Source organism: Synechococcus sp. HJ21-Hayes, from assembly GCF_024345835.1.
In the GTDB taxonomy this organism is placed as follows: Bacteria; Cyanobacteriota; Cyanobacteriia; order PCC-6307; family Cyanobiaceae; genus Vulcanococcus.
This window is the reverse complement of sequence record NZ_JAGQBW010000003.1, coordinates 158,478-177,617: the sequence shown is the minus strand read 5'-3', so window position 1 is coordinate 177,617 and position 19,140 is coordinate 158,478. Positions and strand designations below refer to the sequence as shown.

Sequence of the window (19,140 nt, the reverse complement as noted above, 5' to 3'; positions counted from 1 at the left end):
AGCAGGCCACGGCAGCCAAGCACTGTATTGAAAGCCCTGCGCCCGAAGCCCTGCGCCCGTTTCGCTACGGTCGAGCGAGGTAAGTGGCGACGCCGTGACCGTGACTCCAGGGCAGACCTCAGAGGGCACCGCTGCCGATCCGGCCTTCTCTCCCTGCCTCGCCACTGGAGCCGAGCGCACCAAGTTTGAGCAACTCAAGGCCGACAGTGGCTATCTGAAGGAGCCCTTGGCCACCGAGCTGGCCAACGACAGTCACCATTTCACCGATGGGGCAGTGCAGCTGCTGAAGTTCCACGGCAGCTATCAACAGGACAACCGCGAAAACCGGGTCAAGGGCCAGGACAAGGACTGGCAGATGATGCTGCGTCTGCGCAGCCCGGGGGGCCGAATCCCTGCCGCCTTGTATCTGGCCATGGATGATCTGGCCGATCGCCTGGGCAACGGCACCCTGCGGGCTACTACCCGCCAAGCCTTTCAGATGCACGGCATCCGCAAGGAGAACCTCAAGGAGGTGATCGGCACGATTGTGCGCTCCATGGGCTCCACCCTGGCCGCCTGTGGTGATATCAATCGCAATGTGATGGCGCCGGCCGCGCCCTACGAGAAGGGGGCCTATCCGGCTGCACGCCAACTGGCGGACGACGTGGCTGATCTGCTCACACCAACGGCCGCCGAGGGGTCGTACCTCGACCTCTGGGTGGACGGGGAACTGTCGTACCGCATCAAGCCCTCGACACCGGTGAAGAAGGTGCGTGCCCGTCAGCTGGAGGGCAAGGTGTTCAGCGGCGACACCAACGAACCCCTGTACGGCGGCACGTACATGCCCCGCAAGTTCAAGTGCGCCGTGACGGTGCCCGGCGACAACTCAGTCGATCTGCTGACCCAGGACATCGGGTTGGTGGCCTTCGCCGATGCCAGTGGCGCCCTTAAGGGCTGCAATGTGTACGTGGGTGGCGGCATGGGGCGCACCCACAACAAGGAGGAAACCTTCGCGCGCACGGCCGATCCCCTCGGCTACGTAGCTGCTGAGCACGTGCTCGACCTGGTTCAAGCGATCGCAGCCTTGCAACGGGACTACGGCGACCGCCAGACCAGGCGGCACGCCCGCATGAAATATCTGATCCACGATCGGGGCATTGCCTGGTTCAAGAAGGAGCTCAAGACCAACTACTTCCCGCACCCGATCAAGGGGTTACGGCTTGAACCGACCACCAAACTGCAGGATTACCTCGGCTGGCATCGCCAGAGCGCCGGCAAGTGGTTTGTGGGCCTACCCCTGCTCTGCGGCCGCCTACAGGGTGAACTGAAACAGGGACTGCGGCAGTTGGTGGACACCTACCAACTGGAAATCCGTCTCACCCCAAACCAGGATCTGCTGCTCTGCAACATTGGCACCGCCCAGCGCAGCAGTGTGAGAGAGGCCTTGGCAGCCCTCGGCATCACGGCTCCGGAGGCTCCCCCCCTCCTGGCCCGCCACGCAATCGCCTGTCCCGCCCTGCCCCTCTGCGGATTGGCGGTGACCGAAGCTGAGCGCATCCTGCCGGATGTGCTGGAGCGGCTCGATGGCCAATTGCGGCGCTTGGAGATCGAGAAGCCGATCCTCGTGCGCATGACCGGCTGCCCCAACGGTTGCGCCAGGCCTTACATGGCCGAACTGGGCCTGGTGGGGGATGGCGTTGACCAATACCAACTCTGGCTAGGGGGCACCCCGAACCTCAGCCGGCTGGCCGAGCCCTACGTAGAGCGCATGCCTCTGGAGAAGCTGGAAACCACACTGGAGCCACTGCTGCTGGGCTGGAAGGCCGTTGGCGGTCGGCGCAGCTTCGGGGATTACGTCGCCAAACTGGGCCGGGAACAGGTTGAACATCTCCTCACCACGGGATGAAGCTCCCCGCGATGACGGTCAGTCGCCCTCCGGTTGCTGCACCAGTGCTGGCGATGGCGCCCGCTACTGGGCTCAGCAAGTCGTAGGCCAGCGCTCTGGCGAGCTCCATGGCATCGAGCGAGATCGCTGAACCGTTGGCTACAAGCCAGTCCAGCCCTTCCCCTCAGCTCTCCAGCCAACGGCCGTAGCAGGCTTGGGGCTGATCCTGGCGCCAAGCCCACAGCTGATCCCCCCAGCTGAAGTGCCACCACTCGTTGGGGTGCTGGGCAAAACCGGCTTCCCCCATGGCATGCCGCAGCAGGCATCGCCGCCGATGCCATTCTTGGGCTTGCTGCTTCACGGAGATCTCCTGGACTGAGTCAGCAACCTCCAGGTAGTGATCTGGTGCTGATACGGCTCCGATCGCATCGATGGCGGAGCCCATGCTCGCAACCATGCCGGAGCCATCGGCAAGGGTAAGGTCCACCGCGGCACCGGTGCTGTGGGGTGGCGGTGTGGCGGGATCCTCACTGGGCGGGGCCCAGAAGCGCCCCACCTCCGCCACCACCGCGTCCAACAGGGCAGAGGGTTGCTCACGATCCACACCAAGCCGGGCGCATTCCTCGCCGATGGTGTGCTCCACCATGAATCGCTGCACCGCCAAGGGCCGCCAGGCATCGAAAATGGCGAGTCGCCAACCTGGGGCTGCGGCCTGCAGCGCCAGCTGCGCTTCTAGCAGGCGTTCCACCACGGCCGCTCGCAACCGGAAGGGCGAGGCACCCGCTCCGTAGGGGGCTCCGAGGCCAGCGTAGGGATGGGGCTCGAGCCGGAGCAAACCGGCGGGGAGCTCCACCAGGGGCTCAGCACAGTCGTGGATGGGAACCGGACTCCAGGGACGCAGAGCCATGGCGGGAAGGCGGCGCCGAAGGGTGACTAATTCAACCGCGCGCCCTGGCTCACCCTCTGGCGCTGCTGAGCCAGAACGGTGGCGAGGGGCTGGTGGTGCTGCAGCGTGGGGTCCTGCTGCATCAGGCGTTGGGCAACGCTGCGGGCCTGCTCGAGCACATCGCCATCGTCGGTGAGGCTTGCCAGTGCCAGATCCGGCAGGCCGCTCTGGCGCGTTCCCAGGACGGCTCCGGGCCCCCGCAGTCGCAGATCCATCTCAGCTATTTCGAAGCCATCGGTGGAGTGCACAAGCACCTCCAAGCGCTGCCGTGCCATGACATTGCGGCTGTCATTGATCAACAGACAGTGGGAGGCGGCTGCACCCCGGCCGACACGGCCCCGTAGCTGGTGCAGCTGGGCCAGACCGAAGCGGTCGGCATGCTCGATCACCATCACGCTGGCTTCTGGCACATCTACACCCACCTCCACCACGGTGGTGCTCACCAACACATGGCATTCGCCGCGGGCGAAGGCGCCAATGGCGCCCTGCTTGTCGGCACTGGGCATGCGGCCATGCAGCAGCCCCACCTGGAGGTCGGGGAAGACCTCCTCGCTCAGCTGGCGATGCACGTCCACGGCAGAACGCAAATCAAGTTTTTCCGATTCCTCCACCAGGGGCAACACCACGTAGGCCCGCTGCCCCTGGGCCACCTCCTGGCGGATCAGGCCGTAGGCCTGATCCCGCTCGCCGGCCTTGAGCATGGTGGTGCGGATCGGCGTGCGCCCAGGGGGAAGCTCATCGATCTGGCTCACCTCCAGGTCGCCGTGGAGGGAGAGGGCCAGGGTGCGCGGAATCGGGGTGGCGGTCATCGTGAGCAGGTGGGGCTGAAGCCCCTTATCCAGCAACCGGTTCCGCTGGGCCACGCCGAAGCGGTGCTGCTCATCCACCACCACCAGCCCCAGGCGGGCGAACTGCACGGGATCCTCCAGCAGGGCGTGGGTACCCACGAGCATCTTGAGGTTGCCCTGGGCCAGGTCTGCCAGGAGCTCCCGACGCCGCCGGGCCGGCGTTGATCCCGTGAGCAGAGCGCAGGTGACATGCAGCTGCGGCAACCACTCACACAGCTTCTTGTAGTGCTGCTCCGCCAACACCTCGGTGGGGGCCATCAGTGCCCCCTGGCAACCCGCATCGATGGCGGTGAGGAGTGAGGCAATAGCCACCACGGTCTTGCCGCTCCCGACATCCCCCTGCACCAGGCGTGCCATGGGCTGCTCGCCCGCCAGATCCGATTGGATCTCCGCCAGAACCCGTTGCTGTGCGCCGGTGAGCGAGAAGGGGAGCAGGTCCAGAAAGTCAGCCACCAGGCTGGTGGAGCCAGGGGCTTTGGGCAGGGCCAGGGGGGGCGCCGGCCGGGTGGTTAGCTCGCGGCGTCGCTGCAGCAGGCCCAACTGCAGCAGCAGGAATTCGTCAAACACCAGCCGCCGCCGGGCGGCACTGAGGGATTCCTCGCTTTGGGGCTGGTGGATCTGGGCCAGGGCCAGGGACAGGACCATCAAGCCCTCCAACTCCAGCAGGGCTGGCGGCAGGTGATCGCCCCAAGCGAGGGCAGCCGCGACCACCGACTCCACGGCAGCACGCACTTTCTCGGCGCTGAGCCCCTCAGTGAGTCCGTACACAGGCAACAACCGGCCGATGTCGCGGCTCTGGAGGGGAGCGTTGGGGTTCTCCAGCACCTCCATCAGAGGGTCCTGAAACACAGGCCCGTAGGGCGTTTCCTTCACCAGGCCACTCACCGCCACGGTGGCGCCGGGGGGATACAGGCGCTGCTGCCCCTTCAACCAGCCAGGCGAACTGAACCGCTTGCCTGCAAAGAACTTCGACACGCGAAGCCTGCCTGTCACATCCTGGAGCTGCAGCTCCAGGATCGAGAGATTGGGATTACGCGGACTAGTGAAGCTATTGGTGCGGCGCACGGTGGCCACGATCGTGGCGGTGCTGCCAGGCACCAGCGCCGCAATCCGCACGAGATTGGCGTAGTCGAGGTAGTCGCGCGGGTAGTAGCGGAGCAGATCTGCCGCCACAAACAGACCCAGCACGGCAAATTTCTCGGCCGTCTTCGGACCCACCCCCCGGATCTGCGAGAGGGGGGTGTCCGGTTGGATCCGCTGAACAACGGCCGGTGTCTGCACCAACCGCAGCCGCGGGGGAGCTACCGGCAACACAGGCTGCTGGGAGCGGTGCAGCTCGTGCAACAGCTGGCGACTGCGCCGGACCAGGATCTGGCGGCTGGCCAGGCTCCGCTCGGGGTAGGCATCAAAGGCCCCGGCCAGCTCCACCAAGGCCTGGCCCTGGGGTGGGGTGACACTCCCGGGATGGACCCGTAACTCCCGAGCCATAAAGGCATGAAAGCGTTCGCGCCGCCCCTGGAGATTCTCAAAGCCGCGCTCGACCTCCAGTTGAAGGGCCTGCTGCAAGGGGCGCAGCCAGGCCTCCAGCACTAGGGCCGGTCCGCCGGGTTCTGGGGTTGGGCACTGTCCTGCAACCACTGCTGCTCCGCCTCGAGGGCCGAAACCCGGCGCTGCCAGTAGCGGTAGCGCTCGGCCATTGTGCGCAATTGACGCTGGCGCTGTTGGAGCCGCTTGCGACAGGTGCGCAACTTTGGTTGCTGAAATTCCAGGTCGCCGCTGCGTACCAACAGCGACAGGACTTCCGCTGGAGCCGTGCCGGAGGCGGCTGCCGGGATGGGCAGAGGCAGGCGCAGCAGGTTCATGGGCGCTGGCAACACCTCCACCTGGCCCTGCAGCACCGCATCCAGCAGGTTCAGGGGCAGCAGTCCCTGGGCAAGGCCGGAGCGCATCAGTTCCACGTTCACGGCGTGGGAAAGGTTGCGCAAGCGGCGGCTGAGGGCCTGGTCCAGGTGAGCCCACCAGCGGAGCTGCAGGAGGGGATCACGGGGTAGCTGGGTACCGGTAACGGCTTGGTCGTGAGGGCTGAGTTCGGGCTGCACCGCCACCGACAACTGCAACGAGGCCTCCTCCACTTGAGGAGCTTGCTCCGGTGGATCAGCGACGGCGGGCATGGGCTCCTGGCCCAGGCCCTCGGCGGCCATGGCAAACAGCGATTGCAGCAACTCCAGCTCCTCGCCCCTTGTGGGGGGGGAGGCGGTGTCCTCGCGCTCAGGGGGCGTGCGGTTCATCCCAGCCAGGCCAGGCAATCCTGCCTCAAACAGATCAGCGGACAAGGGAAGGTCCAACCCGAGGGTGATGGAGCCCTGGGTCGCAGCTGGCTCGGAAGCCGAAGCCAAAGAAGCGAGCGGGGGCTCAGGGTCTTGATCGGCCACGAGGGCATCGATCAGGCGCTGCCGCTGAGCACGCTGCCGCTGCTGCTCACGGCGCTGCTGCTGAGCCGCAAGCCCCATCAGTTGCTCCACGGTGAGCAGGGTGCAGCAACGCTGCACCAGCCCCTGAAGGCGCTGCTGCAGGGCCGTGCGGCGTTCGCCGGACAGCTGGCCGTAGCGCTCTGGCACCACCTGGGTAGCCAAATGAAAACAGGCCTGCTGCACGGCATGCAGCAGGCCATCACGCAGGACCTGGAGATAGAGAGCCAGCTCGCGATATAGACCGGGCGCCAACTGCTCTTGCCGCTCCAGCAGCAGAGCGAGCTGGCGATTGGCCTCGATCAGGGGGCTGGCATTGGGATCCAAGGCCAGAACTCAGGCCGCCTGCATAGCAGCCACTTCAGCGGCGAAGTCCATCTTCTCCACTTCAATGCCTTCACCCAGGTTGAAACGCACGAAGCGACGCACCTGAATGTTTTCGCCCACCTTGCCGGCCACCTGCTTCACCATTTCAGCAACGGTGATCGAGGTGTCCTTGATGAAAGCCTGATCCATCAGAGCCAGTTCCTTGAGGCGCTTGCCAATGCGGCCCTCAACGATCTTCACCTTCATCTGGTCGGGCTTGCCAGCCAGGTCGTCACGACCCATCTCGATGGACGTCTCACGCTCGGACACATCGGCGGGGATATCCGCGACGTTCACAAACTCGACGCCAGGGCAGGCCGCGATCTGCATGGCCACATTGCGCAGTAACTCCTGGAACACCTCGCCACGGGCGACGAAGTCGGTTTCGCAGTTCACTTCCACCAACACCCCCACGCGGGCGCCGGTGTGGATGTAGCTACCGATAGCACCTTCAGCGGCCGTGCGGCCAGACTTCTTCTCGGCTGTGGCAATGCCCTTCTGGCGCAGCCATTCGACGGCCTTATCGGCGTCACCGGCGCACTCAGCAAGGGCCTTCTTGCAATCCATCATGCCTGCGCCAGTCTTGTCGCGCAGTTCCTTAACGAGCTTGGCGGAAATCTCAGCCATGGGTGGGGTGGGAATCGGTTGGGGCGGGTTCAAACGGAATCAAAAATCCTGGAGCTCCCCCGTAGGAAAGCTCCAAGGGGCCCAGGAGAGGTGCGGCATCACGCCGCAGATCAGCCCTCTTCCTCGTCGTAACCACCGCGCTGGTCATTGGCGCCATGGCGACCTTCGTTGATCGCATCGGCCAGACGACCAAGCACCAACTGCACGGAACGCACAGCGTCGTCGTTGCAGGGGATGGGCACGTCGCAAAGGTCGGGATCGCAATTGGTGTCCAGCATCGACACCAGGGGGATATCGAGCTTGCGAGCCTCGAGCACAGCGTTGGTTTCGCGGCGCTGGTCCACCAGCACCACCACGTCGGGCAGGCGTCGCATGTTCTTCAGACCGCCCAGATACTTCTGCAGGCGCTCTAGTTCACGGCGCAGCACTGCGGCCTCCTTCTTGGGACGCATGGCGATGGCACCGGAGCTCTCCATGCGTTCCAGGTCCTTGAGGCGGTCGATACGAGCACGCATCGTGGTCCAGTTGGTGAGCATGCCGCCCAGCCAGCGCTGGTTCACGTAGGAGGCACCGCAACGGGTGGCTTCCTGGGCAATCACCTCGGAGGCCTGCTTCTTGGTGCCAACGAACAGGAAGCGCTTACCACTACGAGCGGCGCTGCGCGTCCACTTGTAGGCGTTGTTCATGCAGACGGCGGTCTGCACGAGATCAATGATATGAACACCGTTGCGCGCGCAGTAGATGTAGCGCGACATCTGGGGGTTCCAGCGGCGGTTTTGGTGCCCGAGGTGGGCACCCGCCTCCATCATTTCGGCGAGGGTAACAACAGCCATTGTTTGAGGGGTTTCGGGTTCGCCTCCACCTGCCAGGGATCTGGAGCAAGCCAAGGCAGAGAATTCGCCGAGGCTGGTGTCGCTCAGATCACCCGAAACACGCAGGTGTGCGGAGTGAATGTGGACTCCATCACCTTACCAAATGGCCTGGAGTCACTCAGGCCAGACCCTCCGCCCGGGCTTCGGCGAACAACGCCCGCACACCGATGCGGTTGAGCGGTAGGCGGAGCAACTCCATCGCCAGTCCGGGCTTGCCGTGGCGGATCAGCCAGGCCAACAGCGGCCGCAGACTGCGCTCATTCACCAGGCCACCAAGGGTGAGCAGTTCCCAGAGCAGCCGATGCAGCACCGTGAACTGAATGATGAAACGGACCCTGCGGGTGGGGTGCTTCCGGTAGAACACAAGGCCCATCTTGGCTCGCTCACCCTCCACCTGGATCAGGCGTGGCACCTGCTCGAGGCTCAGGGCAGGGTGCCAGTGGTAGCCAACCGCCTCAGGGCAGCGCACTAGCACCACACCCATGCGCCGCAGGCGCTCACCGAGCTCCAGATCTTCCCAGCCGTAAAGGCGGAAGTGGGTGTCGAAGAGTCCGCTCGTCTCTAGCACCTGTCGGTCGATCGCCACATTGCCGGTGGCGAAATAGGCCCAGGAGAGATCCCGGAGCTTGTGGGGCTCGCTGGTGGGGTTCTCAAAATTGGCGGTATTGATCACCGCGCCATAGGTGAAGCTGAGGCGGTTGCCAGTCTGCTGCCACTGTCGCTGGAGGGCGCGGGCATGGCTGAGCAAAAACGTCTCCGTCACCACCAGATCGCTGTCGATGAACACGATCACGTCACCATCGGCATGCTCCACACCGCGATTGCGACCCGCCGCTGGTCCGCCGTGGTCCTGCTGGATCAACCGCACATGGGGATAACGAGGCGCCTCCCGCTGCAACCAGGCCACGGTGTCATCGGTGGAACCGTCGTCCACCACCACCACCTCGTAGCCACTGATGCAGGCCTCCAGCCGCTGCTGTTCGAGGGCCTTCAGGCACTTCTCGAGGATCGGCCTGCGGTTGTAGGTAGGAATGACGACGCTGAGAAACATGACCAGGTCGACGGGGGAGGAGGGAGAGGCCAGGGAGGTCACAAAAAAGGGACCCCGCAGGATCCCCAAGACTGAACCAACACGCGGGGCAGCCGATCAGTCGGCGGCACCACCATTGTTGGCGGTACCGGTGACGCCGTTGCCAGCGCCTTCGCCACGGCCGTCATTGCGCAGCTTGCGCTTCTTGAACTTGCGGGCGTAGGCGCGATTGCGCTCTTGCTTTTCCTTCTTGAGGTTGCGGCGCTTGGCCATAGCGGCGGCGAAAGATCTGGGAGAACCACCACCCTACTGAATGGCGTGCAGCTAGGGGGGTGTGAGTCAGGCCTGTGAGAGCGCCAGGGGCGTCAGTTGGCCTCCACGATGCGGCCATCTTCCATGCGCAGGAGCCGATCGGCGATATCCAGGATGCGCGGATCGTGGGTCACCATCAGCACGGCACAGCCCTGGTTTTGGGCCAGGCGTTGCAGCAGTTCCACCACTTCACGACCCGTGCGGGAATCCAGGGCGGCTGTGGGTTCATCGGCAAGTAACAACCGCGGTTGAGCGGCCAGGGCTCGAGCAATGGCCACGCGCTGTTTCTGGCCGCCGGAGAGATCATGGGGAAGTTTGTTCAGCTCATCGCCCAGACCCACCGAGCGGAGCCACTCGCGCGCCTGATCGCGGCGGGCGCGATAGCCAAGCCCAGGCAGCAGATCGGCGCCCATCTGCACGTTCTGCTCGGCGGTGAGGCAGCGCAGCAGGTTGTGCCCCTGAAAAATCATGCCGATGGAACGACGCAGCTGCTGGCGTCGATCACGGCTGGAGTGGGCCAGTTCCTGGCCCAGAACCCGCACCTGACCCTCCTGCACCTGGCGCAGGGCGCCCACAAGAGTGAGCAGAGTGGTTTTGCCGCAGCCCGAGGGCCCTGTGAGCAACACCACTTCACCGGCTGCTACCGCGAGATCCACCCCCTGCAACACCTGACGACGCGTGGAACCACTGCCGTACCAGTGGTTGAGATCGCGTACCTGGATCGCCATCAGAAGATCTCGGCGGGATCAGCGTCCGCCAAGCGGCGCATGGCAAGGGTGGCGGAGCCCATGCACATCACCAGAATCATGGTGAACACCGTGAGCGCCCGGGGCGTGTCCATGGCCACCGGCAGCTGGGTGGCGTTGCGGATCATCAGGTAAAGCCCCTGGCCCGTGGCATAGGCGGGCAGATAGCCGAGCACGGCCAGCAGCAGGCCCTCCCGCGCCACCACCCCCAGCAAGCTGGTGAGCTTGTAGCCCATGGCCATCAAGGTGGCGTATTCCGGCAAGTGATCACTCACATCCGAATAGAGGATCTGATACACGATCACGCAGCCCACCACAAAGCCCATCCCAGCCCCGAGGGTGAAGATGAAGCCGATGGAGGTACTGGTGCGCCAGTAGTTCTTCTCGAACTCCACAAAACCAGCTTTCGTGTACACCTTCACGTCTTGGGGGAGGGTGGCCTGCAGCCGGGAGGCCGCGGCGGCAGGGTCTGCACCAGGTCGAAGGCGGATCAAACCCAGTTCGATGCTGCCCGGTGGGGTGTTGGGCAACAGCGAGAGGAAGGTCTCACTGCTGGTGATCAAATTGCCGTCGGCGCCGAAGGAGGGGCCCAGGCTCACCAGGCCAGCCACCCGAACCCGCTTGCCCCCCACCTCACTCTCCACCGTGCGGCCCTGGCGGTACCAATCGGCCACCGGTCCGAATTCGGGACGCGAGCGCTCATCGAACAGCACCCGGCCCCGCTGGCTGAGCACCTGAACCTTCTGGGCCAGGGCCGGATCGGTGAACAGGGGATCCACCGGCTCAAAGCCCAGGGCAAGGATCGAGCGGGTGGCGCGGGTTTCGGGATTGCGCCAGAGCAGAAAATTCCAGTGAACGGGGGTGATCCCCTCCACATCCGCGTCGGCCATGGCCTGCACTAGGCGGCGGCGGGGGAAGCCGGCCATACTGATCGAGCTCATGGTGCGGGGGCTCATCAGCACCAGATCGGCATCGAAGAGCTTGTGAACCGTCACGCTGGCGTCGAACAGGCCATCGCGGAATCCCAGCTGCATGAACATCAGGATTCCAGCGAAGCTGATGCCCGCCAGTGCCACCAGCAGGCGCACCGGCTGACGAGTCAGCAGCAACCACGACAGGGGAATTCCTCGTGCCCTCCACAGGGCACTCATAGAGGCCAGAGGATTCACGCTGGAGAGCTCATGGGGTGAAGCGGGCAATCACTTTCAAACCCGCCAGATCACGCACCTTGGCCACGGCACTGGGATCCAGCTCCAACCTCACCTCCACCACCCGGGCATCGGCATCGCCGGTGGGATCGGTGGACAGAACCTGACGCTGACGCACCTGGGGACTGATGCGCAGAACCCTGGCCTGCAAGGAGCCGTCGAAACCACCGTTCTCACTGGTGAGGCGCACGCTCTGGCCTACCCGCACGCGATCGATATCGCTCTCGTACACCTCCGCCACGGCCTCCATGCGGTCGGTGGCACCCAGCTCGAGGATCCCCAAGGCCTCAGGACGCTCTCCGGGGCGGCTGGTGATGCGCAACACCGTGCCGGCCATGGGCGCTCGCAATTGGCTGAGCTGCAGATCAGCCTGCACCTTGGTGAGCTGGGCCCGGGCCTGGGAGAGATCACCCCGCAGGGCGATCAGCTTGATCTCACGGTTGTCGAGGTCGCCGGTGGGGGTGGCGCCACCCTTGGCGAGGCCCCGGTAGCGGCGGGTATCGCGCTCCAACAGGGTGAGTTGCTGACTGAGATTGGCGATGCGGGTTTGCAACAGGTGCTGATCGGCTACCAGGCCCGGCCGGTTATCGAAGTTGGCGAGCACCTGCCCCTGCTGCACCCGATCCCCTTCCTGCACGAACAGCTCCGTGATGCGAGGACTGCCGCCCATGCCTGTGATCGGAGCGGCCAGCCTGCGCACATCACCAGCGGGTTCAAGTCGGCCGAGGGCAGAGACGCCTTCCGGCCGCAGCTGAGCCGGCGATGGTGCAGGCCGAGGCTTGGCGGCCGGCTTGCTGCGCAGCAAGGCGCCTAGGGCCAACAACAGCACCAGAACCCCACCGGCGAACAGCCAGGGGCGTCGCGTCAACCTCTTGGCCATCACCCCGCCAGCACCGGATCGTCGAACAGGAGCTCCTCGATGTAGCGATCCGCCCACTGTGGATTGAAGGCCTTCTCGAGCACCCGCCGCGTCTTGTCGTTGCGTTTCTGTTGCTGGCAATAGCTCAACTGACCCTGATAGCGCTTCACCGTATCGGGGTGGTCGATCGCCTGCGGTTCAGCGGTGCGGCTGGCCTGGGCCAACACCTCCAGAAACTCCACCACCACGGCGATGAACTGCTGCTCTTCCTCGGCGTCGGCGGGGCGCACAAAGCGCACGTAAGGGGAGAAAATCGTGCCCCACTCAGGCAGCTCCCGTTCCTGGCTGAACCGCCGCTGGGGCAGAGCCGCCAGGGGGGCCGCCACGGCGGCGGGCAATTGAGCCGTGACGGGGGAGAGATCCACAATCGCCGCAGACACCACACCGCGGCCGGCCACGATGTCGGCTCCGAACACGGGCAGGTCGTAGCGGGGGTCCGGGAAAAACACGCAGTGGAGGATCTGCAGCCCGGCGCCCAGGCGCGCTGTTTCCAGGTGGAGTTTGCGCAGGCCACGGCTGCGACGCAGTTCATTGCGAATGAACAGGGCCTCGCCGTCGAGGCTGCCGCTGATGGCCTCCAGCTCAGGGTCCACCGCCAACGGGGCCAAGTCCGGCAGCGTGTCCCAGCAGCCGCGGATGCGGTCGGCCAGAGCGTCCACCAGGGGATGAATGCCCAGGGCAGATGTGGTCATCGGCAATCTCCCTGCCACCAGCTCCGTGATCCTGCCAGCAGAATGCAGATCACGACACAGCCCGTCACGGCTTTGCCCCACTCGCCCTCACCTGCGGCCTCACCTTTGCCGGAACCGCTGCGCCAGCAGTTGAGCAATGGGGTGGAGCTGGTGCAGCTCGACCTGCCCCAGGCTCCGGTGATCTGCATCGATTTCTGGTGCCGCGCCGGCAGCGCCTGGGAGAGGCCGGCGGAATCCGGCCTGGCCCACTTCCTCGAGCACATGGTTTTCAAGGGCAGCAATCAGCTGCCAGCCGGTGAATTCGATCGGCAGGTGGAGGCCCTCGGTGGCAACAGCAACGCGGCCACCGGCTTTGATGACGTGCACTACCACGTGCTGATTCCCCCTGCAGCAGCGGCCAAGGCCCTGGAGTTGCTGCTGGATCTGGTGCTGCAACCGCGGCTGGATGGGGGCGATTTCGCCATGGAGCGCCAGGTGGTGCTCGAGGAGCTGGCCCAGAGCGAAGACCAACCTGAGGAAGTGGCGTTCCAGGAGCTGCTGCGGCGTGCCTGCCCAGACCATGCCTATGGGCTGCCGATCTTGGGGAGGCGCGAGGCCCTCGAGGACCACACACCGGACAGCATGGTCCGGTTCCACCAGCGCCAGTACAGGGCAGATCGCTGTTGTCTGGCGCTGGCAGGCCCCCTCGCGGGACTTGATCTGTTGGCGCAACTGGAGGATTCTCCCCTCGGCCGCCTGCAGGCCAGCACAGAAACCACTGCACCCTCCGGCCTGGTTCTGCAGCCAGGCGACCACACCTTGGAGCTGCCTCGCCTGGAAGCGGCCCGCCTATTGATGGCCTGGAGGTTGCCCGCTGCAGCCCAGCAGGATGCCGTGGTGGGCGCCGACCTACTTACCACCCTGATGGCGGAGGGGCGGCGCAGCCGGCTGGTGGAGCGCTTGCGGGAACAGCTGCGGTTGGTGGAGAGCATTGACCTCGACCTGAACGTGTTGGAATCCGGCAGCCTTGTCCTGCTGGAGGCGGTGTGCGAGGCCGAGGTCATCGAGCGGGTGCAGGCCGAAGTGAGGCGCGTGTGGGAGGAATTGAGCCAGCACCCAGCCCAGGAGGCTGAAGTGGAACGAGCCCGCCGTCTGGTGGCCAACGGCTATCGCTTCGGACTGGAGGCGGCCGGCTCCGTGGCCGGGATGCTGGGCAACAGCAGCCTCTGGGGCAGGCGCCACAACCTGCAGGCCCCGCTGGACTGGATGCAGTACTGGGACAGCGCTCGCCTCAGCCAGGAGGTGCTGCCCCTGCTCAACCCCGAGCAGGCCTTTTGCCTACGGGCGGTTCCCGCATGAGCGCTGTCATGCCCCTGCATCCCCAAGTGGAGAGTCGCCAGCTACCAGGCGGATGCCCACTGTGGCTGCTGCATCGCCCAGGACCCGCGATCCTCTCGGCCAAGTTGTGGCTGCGAGGAGGCAGCAGTGGTGACCGCCCAGGCGAGCGGGGAGCGGCCCAGCTACTGGCCGGGGTACTCAGCCGCGGCTGCGGGCCCCACAGCGGCGATGCCCTCGCCGACCTGGTGGAGGGTTTGGGCGCTGGGCTGCGCTGCGAGGCCGCCGAGGACGGCACCCTAATCAGCCTCAAGTGCGCCAGTGAGGATGCGCCGCAGCTGTTGCCGTTGTTGAGGCAACTTGTGCAACAACCCTGGCTGGTGGACGACCAGATCGCCCTGGAGCGCCAACTGAATCTGCAGACCCTGCAGCGCCAGAAGGAAGACCCCTTTCAGCTGGCCCACGACAAGCTGCGCCAGCAGCTCTATGGCGACGGCCCGTACGGCCACGACGCCCTGGGAGTCGAGCAGGAGCTGAGGACCCTGGATCGCGCTGCCCTAGAGCGCCATGCCAGTCGGCTCGGTAGCGACGGAGCCGTGCTGGTGTTGGCGGGCCAGATCCCCATGGATGTCGAGGGACTGCTGGAGGGCGCGGGGCAACCGGTCTGGACGGTGGCGGCACCCCAACGCCGGCAGGGTCCAGCCGGATGCACCGGGGAGCGGTTTACCGCCAGTGGCGATGAAACGGAACAGCTGGTGCTCATGCTGGGGGCCACCACCGTGCCCCTGGGCGCCAGCCAGGCCCTGGCCCTGCGGCTGCTCCACTGCCACCTGGGCATCGGCATGTCGAGCCGGTTGTTCGTGGCACTCCGCGAAGAGCATGGCCTCGCCTACGACGTGGGGGTGCATCACCCGGCCCGCCTGGGAGACGCCCCGTTTGTGTTCCACCTCTCCAGTTCCAGCGAACGGGCCGAAGAGGCCACCCGTGAACTACTGAATGAGTGGCAGCGGTTACTGGAGGTGCCGATCAGCGTCGCGGAACTCGAGCTGGCCCTAGCCAAGTTCAGTGGCCAGGAGGCCTTGGGTCGCCAGACCTGCAGCCAGGTGGCCGACCGCCATGCCCTGGTGCTGGGCCACGGCCTGGACTTCGATTTTGCAGACCGCTGCCTGGAGCAAGCCCAGGCCCTTACCCCAACAGATCTGCAGACAGCTGCACGCAGCCTGCTGGCCCGGCCCTGCCTGAGCCTCTGCGGCCCCGCGCGGGCCATCACGGCAGCCGAACGGGTGTGGCAGAAGCACCCGCTAGCGGGTTGAGATCAGCCCTCCGGCTTCACCCGCTCGAGTTGTGCGGCGTCCAACAGAAAGGTGCCTCGGCGGAACCGCACCGCCAACAGCCCCCCCGCCCGCAAGCCCACCACCTGGCCCAGCTCCGTGGTGTCCACCAGATCGGGCGGCCGCAGCATTGGCATGGATTCCGCAGTTTTCAGATAGGAAGGGGCCTGAACAAGCCGGACGGCCATGCCAATGGCCATGACCTGGGCGGTGGGCTCCGGCGAGGCTTCAGGGTTCGGCATGGGTTCGGTGCTGACAGCGGGGTTGCACAGGGCCCACTCTCCTGCAGGATGGGCGCAACCTCCAGCCCTTCGTGCGCGCGCTAGCCAACTGGAGCGGTGCCATTGCAGGCCTGCTGCTGATCATTACCGGTGGCCTGGTCCAGGCGGCCTGGCCTGGTGTAGCTGCGACTGGCCTGCAGCTGATCCCCTTGCCCATCACGCTGCAGGTGCCTGGTCTGTTGCTCACGGCCCTGGTGTGTGGGCCGAGAGCGGCGATGCTGGCAGGTGTGGCCTACATCAGCCTGGGCCTGTTTCAACTGCCGGTCTTCCACTCCGGCGGTGGCCTGGCCTATCTGCTGGATCCAGGCTTTGGCTATCTGGCCGGCTTTCTGCCGGCCGCCTGGGTCACAGGCCGGCTCGGCAAGCAACAGGGCATGGACAACCTGCTCAGCCTGGCGGGGGCAGCGATCATCGGACTAGCGGTGCTTCAGCTGTGTGGCATTGCCAACCTGCTCCTAGGGACCCTGGCGGGCCGCTGGGGCAGTGGTCTGCCGCAGTTGCTGCTGAACTACAGCCTTGGGCCGATCATTCCCCAGCTGCTGCTCTGCTGCGCCGTGGCCGTGCTAGCCCTGCCCCTGCGTCACCTGCTGCTGGTGGAGTCATGATGTCATGGCTCCTGAGCGCTGCGAACCGTGGTCGGCTGGCCGCCTTCACCACTGCTGCAGCGGTGGTACTGATCGACCAACTGAGTAAAGCCTGGGCCCTAGAACACCTCTCCGGGCATGGTTGGGCTCCCCTGCTGCCGGGTCTGGTTCGGATGCAGCTGGTATTCAACAGTGGTGCAGCGTTCAGCATGCTGCGGGGCAGCACCACCCTGCTGGCGCTGGTGAGTCTGATGGTGGCGGTGGGCCTAGGGGTGTGGATTCAAACCAGCCCTCCTCTGAGGCGCTGGCAGTGGCTGGGAACAGGTCTGTTGCTCGGGGGAGCCATCGGTAACGGCATCGATCGCTGGCGCCTCGGCACGGTGGTTGACTTTCTGGAATTCGTGCCCTTCACCTTCCCGATCTTCAACGGGGCGGATGTAGCCATCAACCTGGCGGTGGCTTGTCTAGCCGTTGACCTACTCAGACGCCATGGCCAGCCGCTTCGCTGACGGCCTGCGCCGCCTGGTGACGCCTGAGGAGGCCTGGCTGGAACTGCAGCAGCCAGGCCACTCAAGCCAGCGCATTGCCCTCCTGCCAGGTGCCTATCGCATCGGCCGGGATCCAGCCTGTGAGCTGGCTCTGCCCCACAGCGCCGTGAGCAAACAGCATGCCGTGCTTGAGCTGCAGGGGCGCCAATGGTTGCTGCGAGACAGAGGTTCCACCAACGGCCTGTGGTGGCGCGGACGGCAGGTGCGCGAGCTGTTGCTGGCCGATGGCGATCGAGTGGGCTTTGGACCGGGCACGGAGTCGGAGTTGCCGTGGTTGGTGTTTCATCAACCAGGCCAGCAGCGGCTAAGCAGCGTGGCCAGAGCGGGGGCGATTGGGCTGGCGGGGGTCGCGGCCGGCGGCCTTCTCAGCCTGGGACTGTCCTTGCTGCAAGGTCCCCTGCGGGGCAATCTGGCCAGCGTGCGGGGCCCACTCGCCCTCTACGACGGCAACAACAAGCCGTTGAATGCCGCCGAATCGAGTCAGCATCGCGAACACAGAGCCCTGAGCAGCTATCCAGCCGTGCTGGTAGACGCCCTGATTGCCAGTGAGGACAACCGCTTCTGGTGGCATCCCGGCGTGGATCCCATCGGCACGGGCCGTGCCCTGGCCACCAACCTGCTGGGGGGCCGGGTGCTGGAGGGCGGCAGCACCCTGACCCAGCAGCTCGCGCGCAGCCTCTATCCCGAGCAGGTTGGGCAAGGAGAAACCCTGCTGCGGAAGTGGCGCGAGCTCCTAGTGGCCCTGCAGCTGGAGGCTCGATTCAGCAAGCATGACCTGCTGCTCAACTACCTCAACCGGGTTTACCTTGGGGTGGGCTGGGGCTTTGAGGATGCCGCCCGCAGCTATTTCGGCAAGCCGGCCTCACAACTCAACCTGGAGGAGGCGGCCCTGCTGGTGGGGCTGCTTCCCTCCCCTAACGGCTACGACCCCTGCACCAACCCGCAGGCAGCCCTCGATGCCCGCAACACGGTGCTGCTGAAGATGGCGGATACGGGCAAGATCAGCCACGACGCGGCACGCCGCGCCCGCCGCCAACCCATCACCCTCTCGCCCCAGGCCTGCCGTGGCGCAGGATCAGGACCTCGCCGACCGGCGCCCTTCTACACCGATCAAGTGCGGCGCGATCTGGATGGTCTGCTCGGCGCCAATGTAGCCGCCGAGGGCAACTTTCTCGTGGAAACCCACTTGGATCCACTGCTGCAGGAGGTGGTGGAACGGCGGCTGCGGCAACTGCTATCCGGCACGACGGGGGTGGTGAGTGAGGGGGCGGTAGTGGTGCTAGATAGCCGCAATGGAGGCGTGCTGGCCATTACCGGTGGCCGCGACTACAACCGCAGCCAGTTCAACCGAGCCAGCATGGCCTTGCGCCAGCCAGGCAGCACCTTCAAGCTCTTCCCCTATCTGGCTGCCCTGGAGAAGGGCATCAAGCCCAGCGACCCGGTGAGCTGCGGGCCACTGGAGTGGGGGGGGCAGGTGTTCCGCAGTAGCTGCGGCGGCAGTCTCAGCATCGCCTCGGCCTTTTCAAGCTCCAGCAACACCGCAGCCCTGCGGATAGCGCGGCGAGTGGGCCTCGATCAGGTGGTGCAAAAGGCCCGTGATCTGGGCATCACCACTCCGCTCGAGCCGGTGCCGGGCCTGGCCCTGGGCCAGAGCGAGGTGCGGTTGATGGAACTCACCGGCGCCTATGCCGCGGTGGTCAACAACGGCCTTTGGCATCCCCCCAGCACAGTGCGCAAGCTCACGGATGCGGAAACCTGCGGCCAGCTCGAAAGCCAACGCTGCCGCAGCCGCCAGGGGTCAGGCCAACGGCCGCTCAAACCTGGGCGGCAGGTGATCAGCAAGGCCACGGCCCAGCAGATGCAGAGCCTATTGCGCGGGGTGGTGCGGGGCGGCACCGGCACAGCGGCCTCGATCGGGGGGATGGAAGGCGGAAAGACCGGTACCACCAACGAGGGCCGCGATCTGTTGTTCGTGGGCTATGAACCTCAGCGCCATTGGGTGATCGGCATCTGGCTGGGGAACGACGACAACCGACCCACCGGCAGCAGCAGCGCCTTGGCGGCCGGCCTCTGGAGCGACATCATCCGCTCGGCCGGTAGCGGCAGCCTGCAGCCCAGCGCCAAGCTGTGAGCCTGCAGGACCCAGCCCTGCCCACCACGCTGACACCCTCGTGCCCTGCACCA

General features: G+C 65.6%; 18 protein-coding genes. 6 read left to right on the top strand and 12 right to left on the bottom strand.

The genetic code is table 11. The features are described from left to right. Positions 1-100 precede the first annotated feature (100 nt). Entirely contained in the window at positions 101-1,885 is a 1,785-nt protein-coding gene (locus KBZ14_RS04160) for an NADPH-dependent assimilatory sulfite reductase hemoprotein subunit (RefSeq protein ID WP_255117080.1), read from the top strand. A gap of 163 nt (positions 1,886-2,048) precedes the next feature. Here KBZ14_RS04160 and KBZ14_RS04155 read toward each other — a convergent pair whose 3' ends face one another. The 11 genes from KBZ14_RS04155 to KBZ14_RS04105 form a co-directional block, all read right to left on the bottom strand. Next, positions 2,049-2,771 (bottom strand): M15 family metallopeptidase, encoded by a 723-nt coding sequence (locus KBZ14_RS04155; protein ID WP_255117033.1) that lies wholly within the window; start codon positions 2,769-2,771, stop codon positions 2,049-2,051. Between the two features lie 26 nt (positions 2,772-2,797). Next, positions 2,798-5,296 carry an ATP-dependent DNA helicase RecG gene (recG, locus tag KBZ14_RS04150; protein ID WP_255117032.1) on the bottom strand — a complete coding sequence of 833 codons (2,499 nt, stop codon included), beginning with the start codon at positions 5,294-5,296 and terminating at the stop codon, positions 2,798-2,800. Next, positions 5,248-6,453, bottom strand: coding sequence for a hypothetical protein (locus KBZ14_RS04145; protein ID WP_255117031.1), 1,206 nt, complete (start codon positions 6,451-6,453; stop codon positions 5,248-5,250). The genes recG and KBZ14_RS04145 overlap by 49 nt, the downstream gene beginning before the upstream one ends. A gap of 9 nt (positions 6,454-6,462) precedes the next feature. Continuing rightward, positions 6,463-7,119: a translation elongation factor Ts gene (gene tsf, locus KBZ14_RS04140; protein WP_255117030.1), complete on the bottom strand. Its 657-nt coding sequence runs from the start codon at positions 7,117-7,119 to the stop codon at positions 6,463-6,465. A gap of 110 nt (positions 7,120-7,229) precedes the next feature. Further along, positions 7,230-7,952: a 30S ribosomal protein S2 gene (rpsB, locus tag KBZ14_RS04135; protein ID WP_255117029.1), complete on the bottom strand. Its 723-nt coding sequence runs from the start codon at positions 7,950-7,952 to the stop codon at positions 7,230-7,232. 157 nt (positions 7,953-8,109) lie between these two features. Next, positions 8,110-9,042: a glycosyltransferase family 2 protein gene (locus tag KBZ14_RS04130; RefSeq protein ID WP_255117028.1), complete on the bottom strand. Its 933-nt coding sequence runs from the start codon at positions 9,040-9,042 to the stop codon at positions 8,110-8,112. 96 nt (positions 9,043-9,138) lie between these two features. Next, positions 9,139-9,294 carry a hypothetical protein gene (locus tag KBZ14_RS04125; RefSeq protein WP_006171625.1) on the bottom strand — a complete coding sequence of 52 codons (156 nt, stop codon included), beginning with the start codon at positions 9,292-9,294 and terminating at the stop codon, positions 9,139-9,141. Positions 9,295-9,386: 92 nt separating this feature from the next. Further along, the gene (locus KBZ14_RS04120) at positions 9,387-10,061 is read right to left on the bottom strand and encodes a DevA family ABC transporter ATP-binding protein (RefSeq protein ID WP_255117027.1); all 675 of its coding nucleotides are present in this window, start codon (positions 10,059-10,061) and stop codon (positions 9,387-9,389) included. After that, the gene (gene devC / locus KBZ14_RS04115) at positions 10,061-11,230 is read right to left on the bottom strand and encodes an ABC transporter permease DevC (protein WP_255117079.1); all 1,170 of its coding nucleotides are present in this window, start codon (positions 11,228-11,230) and stop codon (positions 10,061-10,063) included. Before devC ends, KBZ14_RS04120 begins: the two co-directional genes overlap by 1 nt. Positions 11,231-11,258: 28 nt before the next feature. After that, complete coding sequence (locus tag KBZ14_RS04110) at positions 11,259-12,167, bottom strand: HlyD family efflux transporter periplasmic adaptor subunit (protein WP_255117026.1); 909 nt, start codon at positions 12,165-12,167, stop codon at positions 11,259-11,261. After that, complete coding sequence (locus tag KBZ14_RS04105) at positions 12,167-12,898, bottom strand: phycocyanobilin:ferredoxin oxidoreductase (protein WP_255117025.1); 732 nt, start codon at positions 12,896-12,898, stop codon at positions 12,167-12,169. The genes KBZ14_RS04110 and KBZ14_RS04105 overlap by 1 nt, the downstream gene beginning before the upstream one ends. A 42-nt stretch (positions 12,899-12,940) precedes the next feature. Here KBZ14_RS04105 and KBZ14_RS04100 point away from each other — a divergent pair, with 42 nt between their 5' ends. Then, a complete protein-coding gene (locus KBZ14_RS04100) occupies positions 12,941-14,236 on the top strand; it encodes a M16 family metallopeptidase (protein ID WP_255117024.1) in 1,296 nt (431 codons plus the stop codon). Positions 14,237-14,244: 8 nt separating this feature from the next. After that, positions 14,245-15,525 (top strand): M16 family metallopeptidase, encoded by a 1,281-nt coding sequence (locus tag KBZ14_RS04095; RefSeq protein WP_255117023.1) that lies wholly within the window; start codon positions 14,245-14,247, stop codon positions 15,523-15,525. Positions 15,526-15,527: 2 nt separating this feature from the next. Here the strand turns inward: KBZ14_RS04095 and KBZ14_RS04090 are convergent, their stop codons facing one another. Beyond that, on the bottom strand, positions 15,528-15,785 hold the full coding sequence (locus KBZ14_RS04090; RefSeq protein WP_315856123.1) for an NAD(P)H dehydrogenase assembly family protein: 258 nt from the start codon (positions 15,783-15,785) through the stop codon (positions 15,528-15,530). A gap of 71 nt (positions 15,786-15,856) precedes the next feature. On the opposite strand from KBZ14_RS04090, the gene KBZ14_RS04085 reads away from it, so the two are divergent. From KBZ14_RS04085 to KBZ14_RS04075, 3 genes are read left to right on the top strand one after another with little or no spacing between them, the layout of a single operon-like run. Continuing rightward, the gene (locus KBZ14_RS04085; RefSeq protein WP_255117022.1) at positions 15,857-16,429 is read left to right on the top strand and encodes a biotin transporter BioY; all 573 of its coding nucleotides are present in this window, start codon (positions 15,857-15,859) and stop codon (positions 16,427-16,429) included. Beyond that, positions 16,429-16,917: a signal peptidase II gene (gene lspA / locus KBZ14_RS04080; RefSeq protein ID WP_255117021.1), complete on the top strand. Its 489-nt coding sequence runs from the start codon at positions 16,429-16,431 to the stop codon at positions 16,915-16,917. The genes KBZ14_RS04085 and lspA overlap by 1 nt, the downstream gene beginning before the upstream one ends. Continuing rightward, positions 16,898-19,087, top strand: a complete 2,190-nt coding sequence (locus tag KBZ14_RS04075) for a transglycosylase domain-containing protein (RefSeq protein ID WP_255117077.1) — start codon at positions 16,898-16,900, stop codon at positions 19,085-19,087. The genes lspA and KBZ14_RS04075 overlap by 20 nt, the downstream gene beginning before the upstream one ends. Positions 19,088-19,140: the final 53 nt, after the last annotated feature.

Bases quoted from the DNA above. Each gene is read 5' to 3' on its own strand.
- lspA (WP_255117021.1), top strand. From the start codon at position 16,429: ATGTCATGGCTCCTGAGCGCTGCGAACCGTGGTCGGCTGGCCGCCTTC.
- rpsB (WP_255117029.1), bottom strand. From the start codon at position 7,952: ATGGCTGTTGTTACCCTCGCCGAAATGATGGAGGCGGGTGCCCACCTC.
- KBZ14_RS04075 (WP_255117077.1), top strand. From the start codon at position 16,898: ATGGCCAGCCGCTTCGCTGACGGCCTGCGCCGCCTGGTGACGCCTGAG.
- KBZ14_RS04105 (WP_255117025.1), bottom strand. From the start codon at position 12,898: ATGACCACATCTGCCCTGGGCATTCATCCCCTGGTGGACGCTCTGGCC.
- KBZ14_RS04130 (WP_255117028.1), bottom strand. From the start codon at position 9,042: ATGTTTCTCAGCGTCGTCATTCCTACCTACAACCGCAGGCCGATCCTC.
- KBZ14_RS04100 (WP_255117024.1), top strand. From the start codon at position 12,941: ATGCAGATCACGACACAGCCCGTCACGGCTTTGCCCCACTCGCCCTCA.
- KBZ14_RS04110 (WP_255117026.1), bottom strand. From the start codon at position 12,167: ATGGCCAAGAGGTTGACGCGACGCCCCTGGCTGTTCGCCGGTGGGGTT.
- KBZ14_RS04120 (WP_255117027.1), bottom strand. From the start codon at position 10,061: ATGGCGATCCAGGTACGCGATCTCAACCACTGGTACGGCAGTGGTTCC.
- KBZ14_RS04125 (WP_006171625.1), bottom strand. From the start codon at position 9,294: ATGGCCAAGCGCCGCAACCTCAAGAAGGAAAAGCAAGAGCGCAATCGC.
- KBZ14_RS04155 (WP_255117033.1), bottom strand. From the start codon at position 2,771: ATGGCTCTGCGTCCCTGGAGTCCGGTTCCCATCCACGACTGTGCTGAG.
- KBZ14_RS04095 (WP_255117023.1), top strand. From the start codon at position 14,245: ATGCCCCTGCATCCCCAAGTGGAGAGTCGCCAGCTACCAGGCGGATGC.
- devC (WP_255117079.1), bottom strand. From the start codon at position 11,230: ATGAGTGCCCTGTGGAGGGCACGAGGAATTCCCCTGTCGTGGTTGCTG.
- tsf (WP_255117030.1), bottom strand. From the start codon at position 7,119: ATGGCTGAGATTTCCGCCAAGCTCGTTAAGGAACTGCGCGACAAGACT.
- KBZ14_RS04090 (WP_315856123.1), bottom strand. From the start codon at position 15,785: ATGCCGAACCCTGAAGCCTCGCCGGAGCCCACCGCCCAGGTCATGGCC.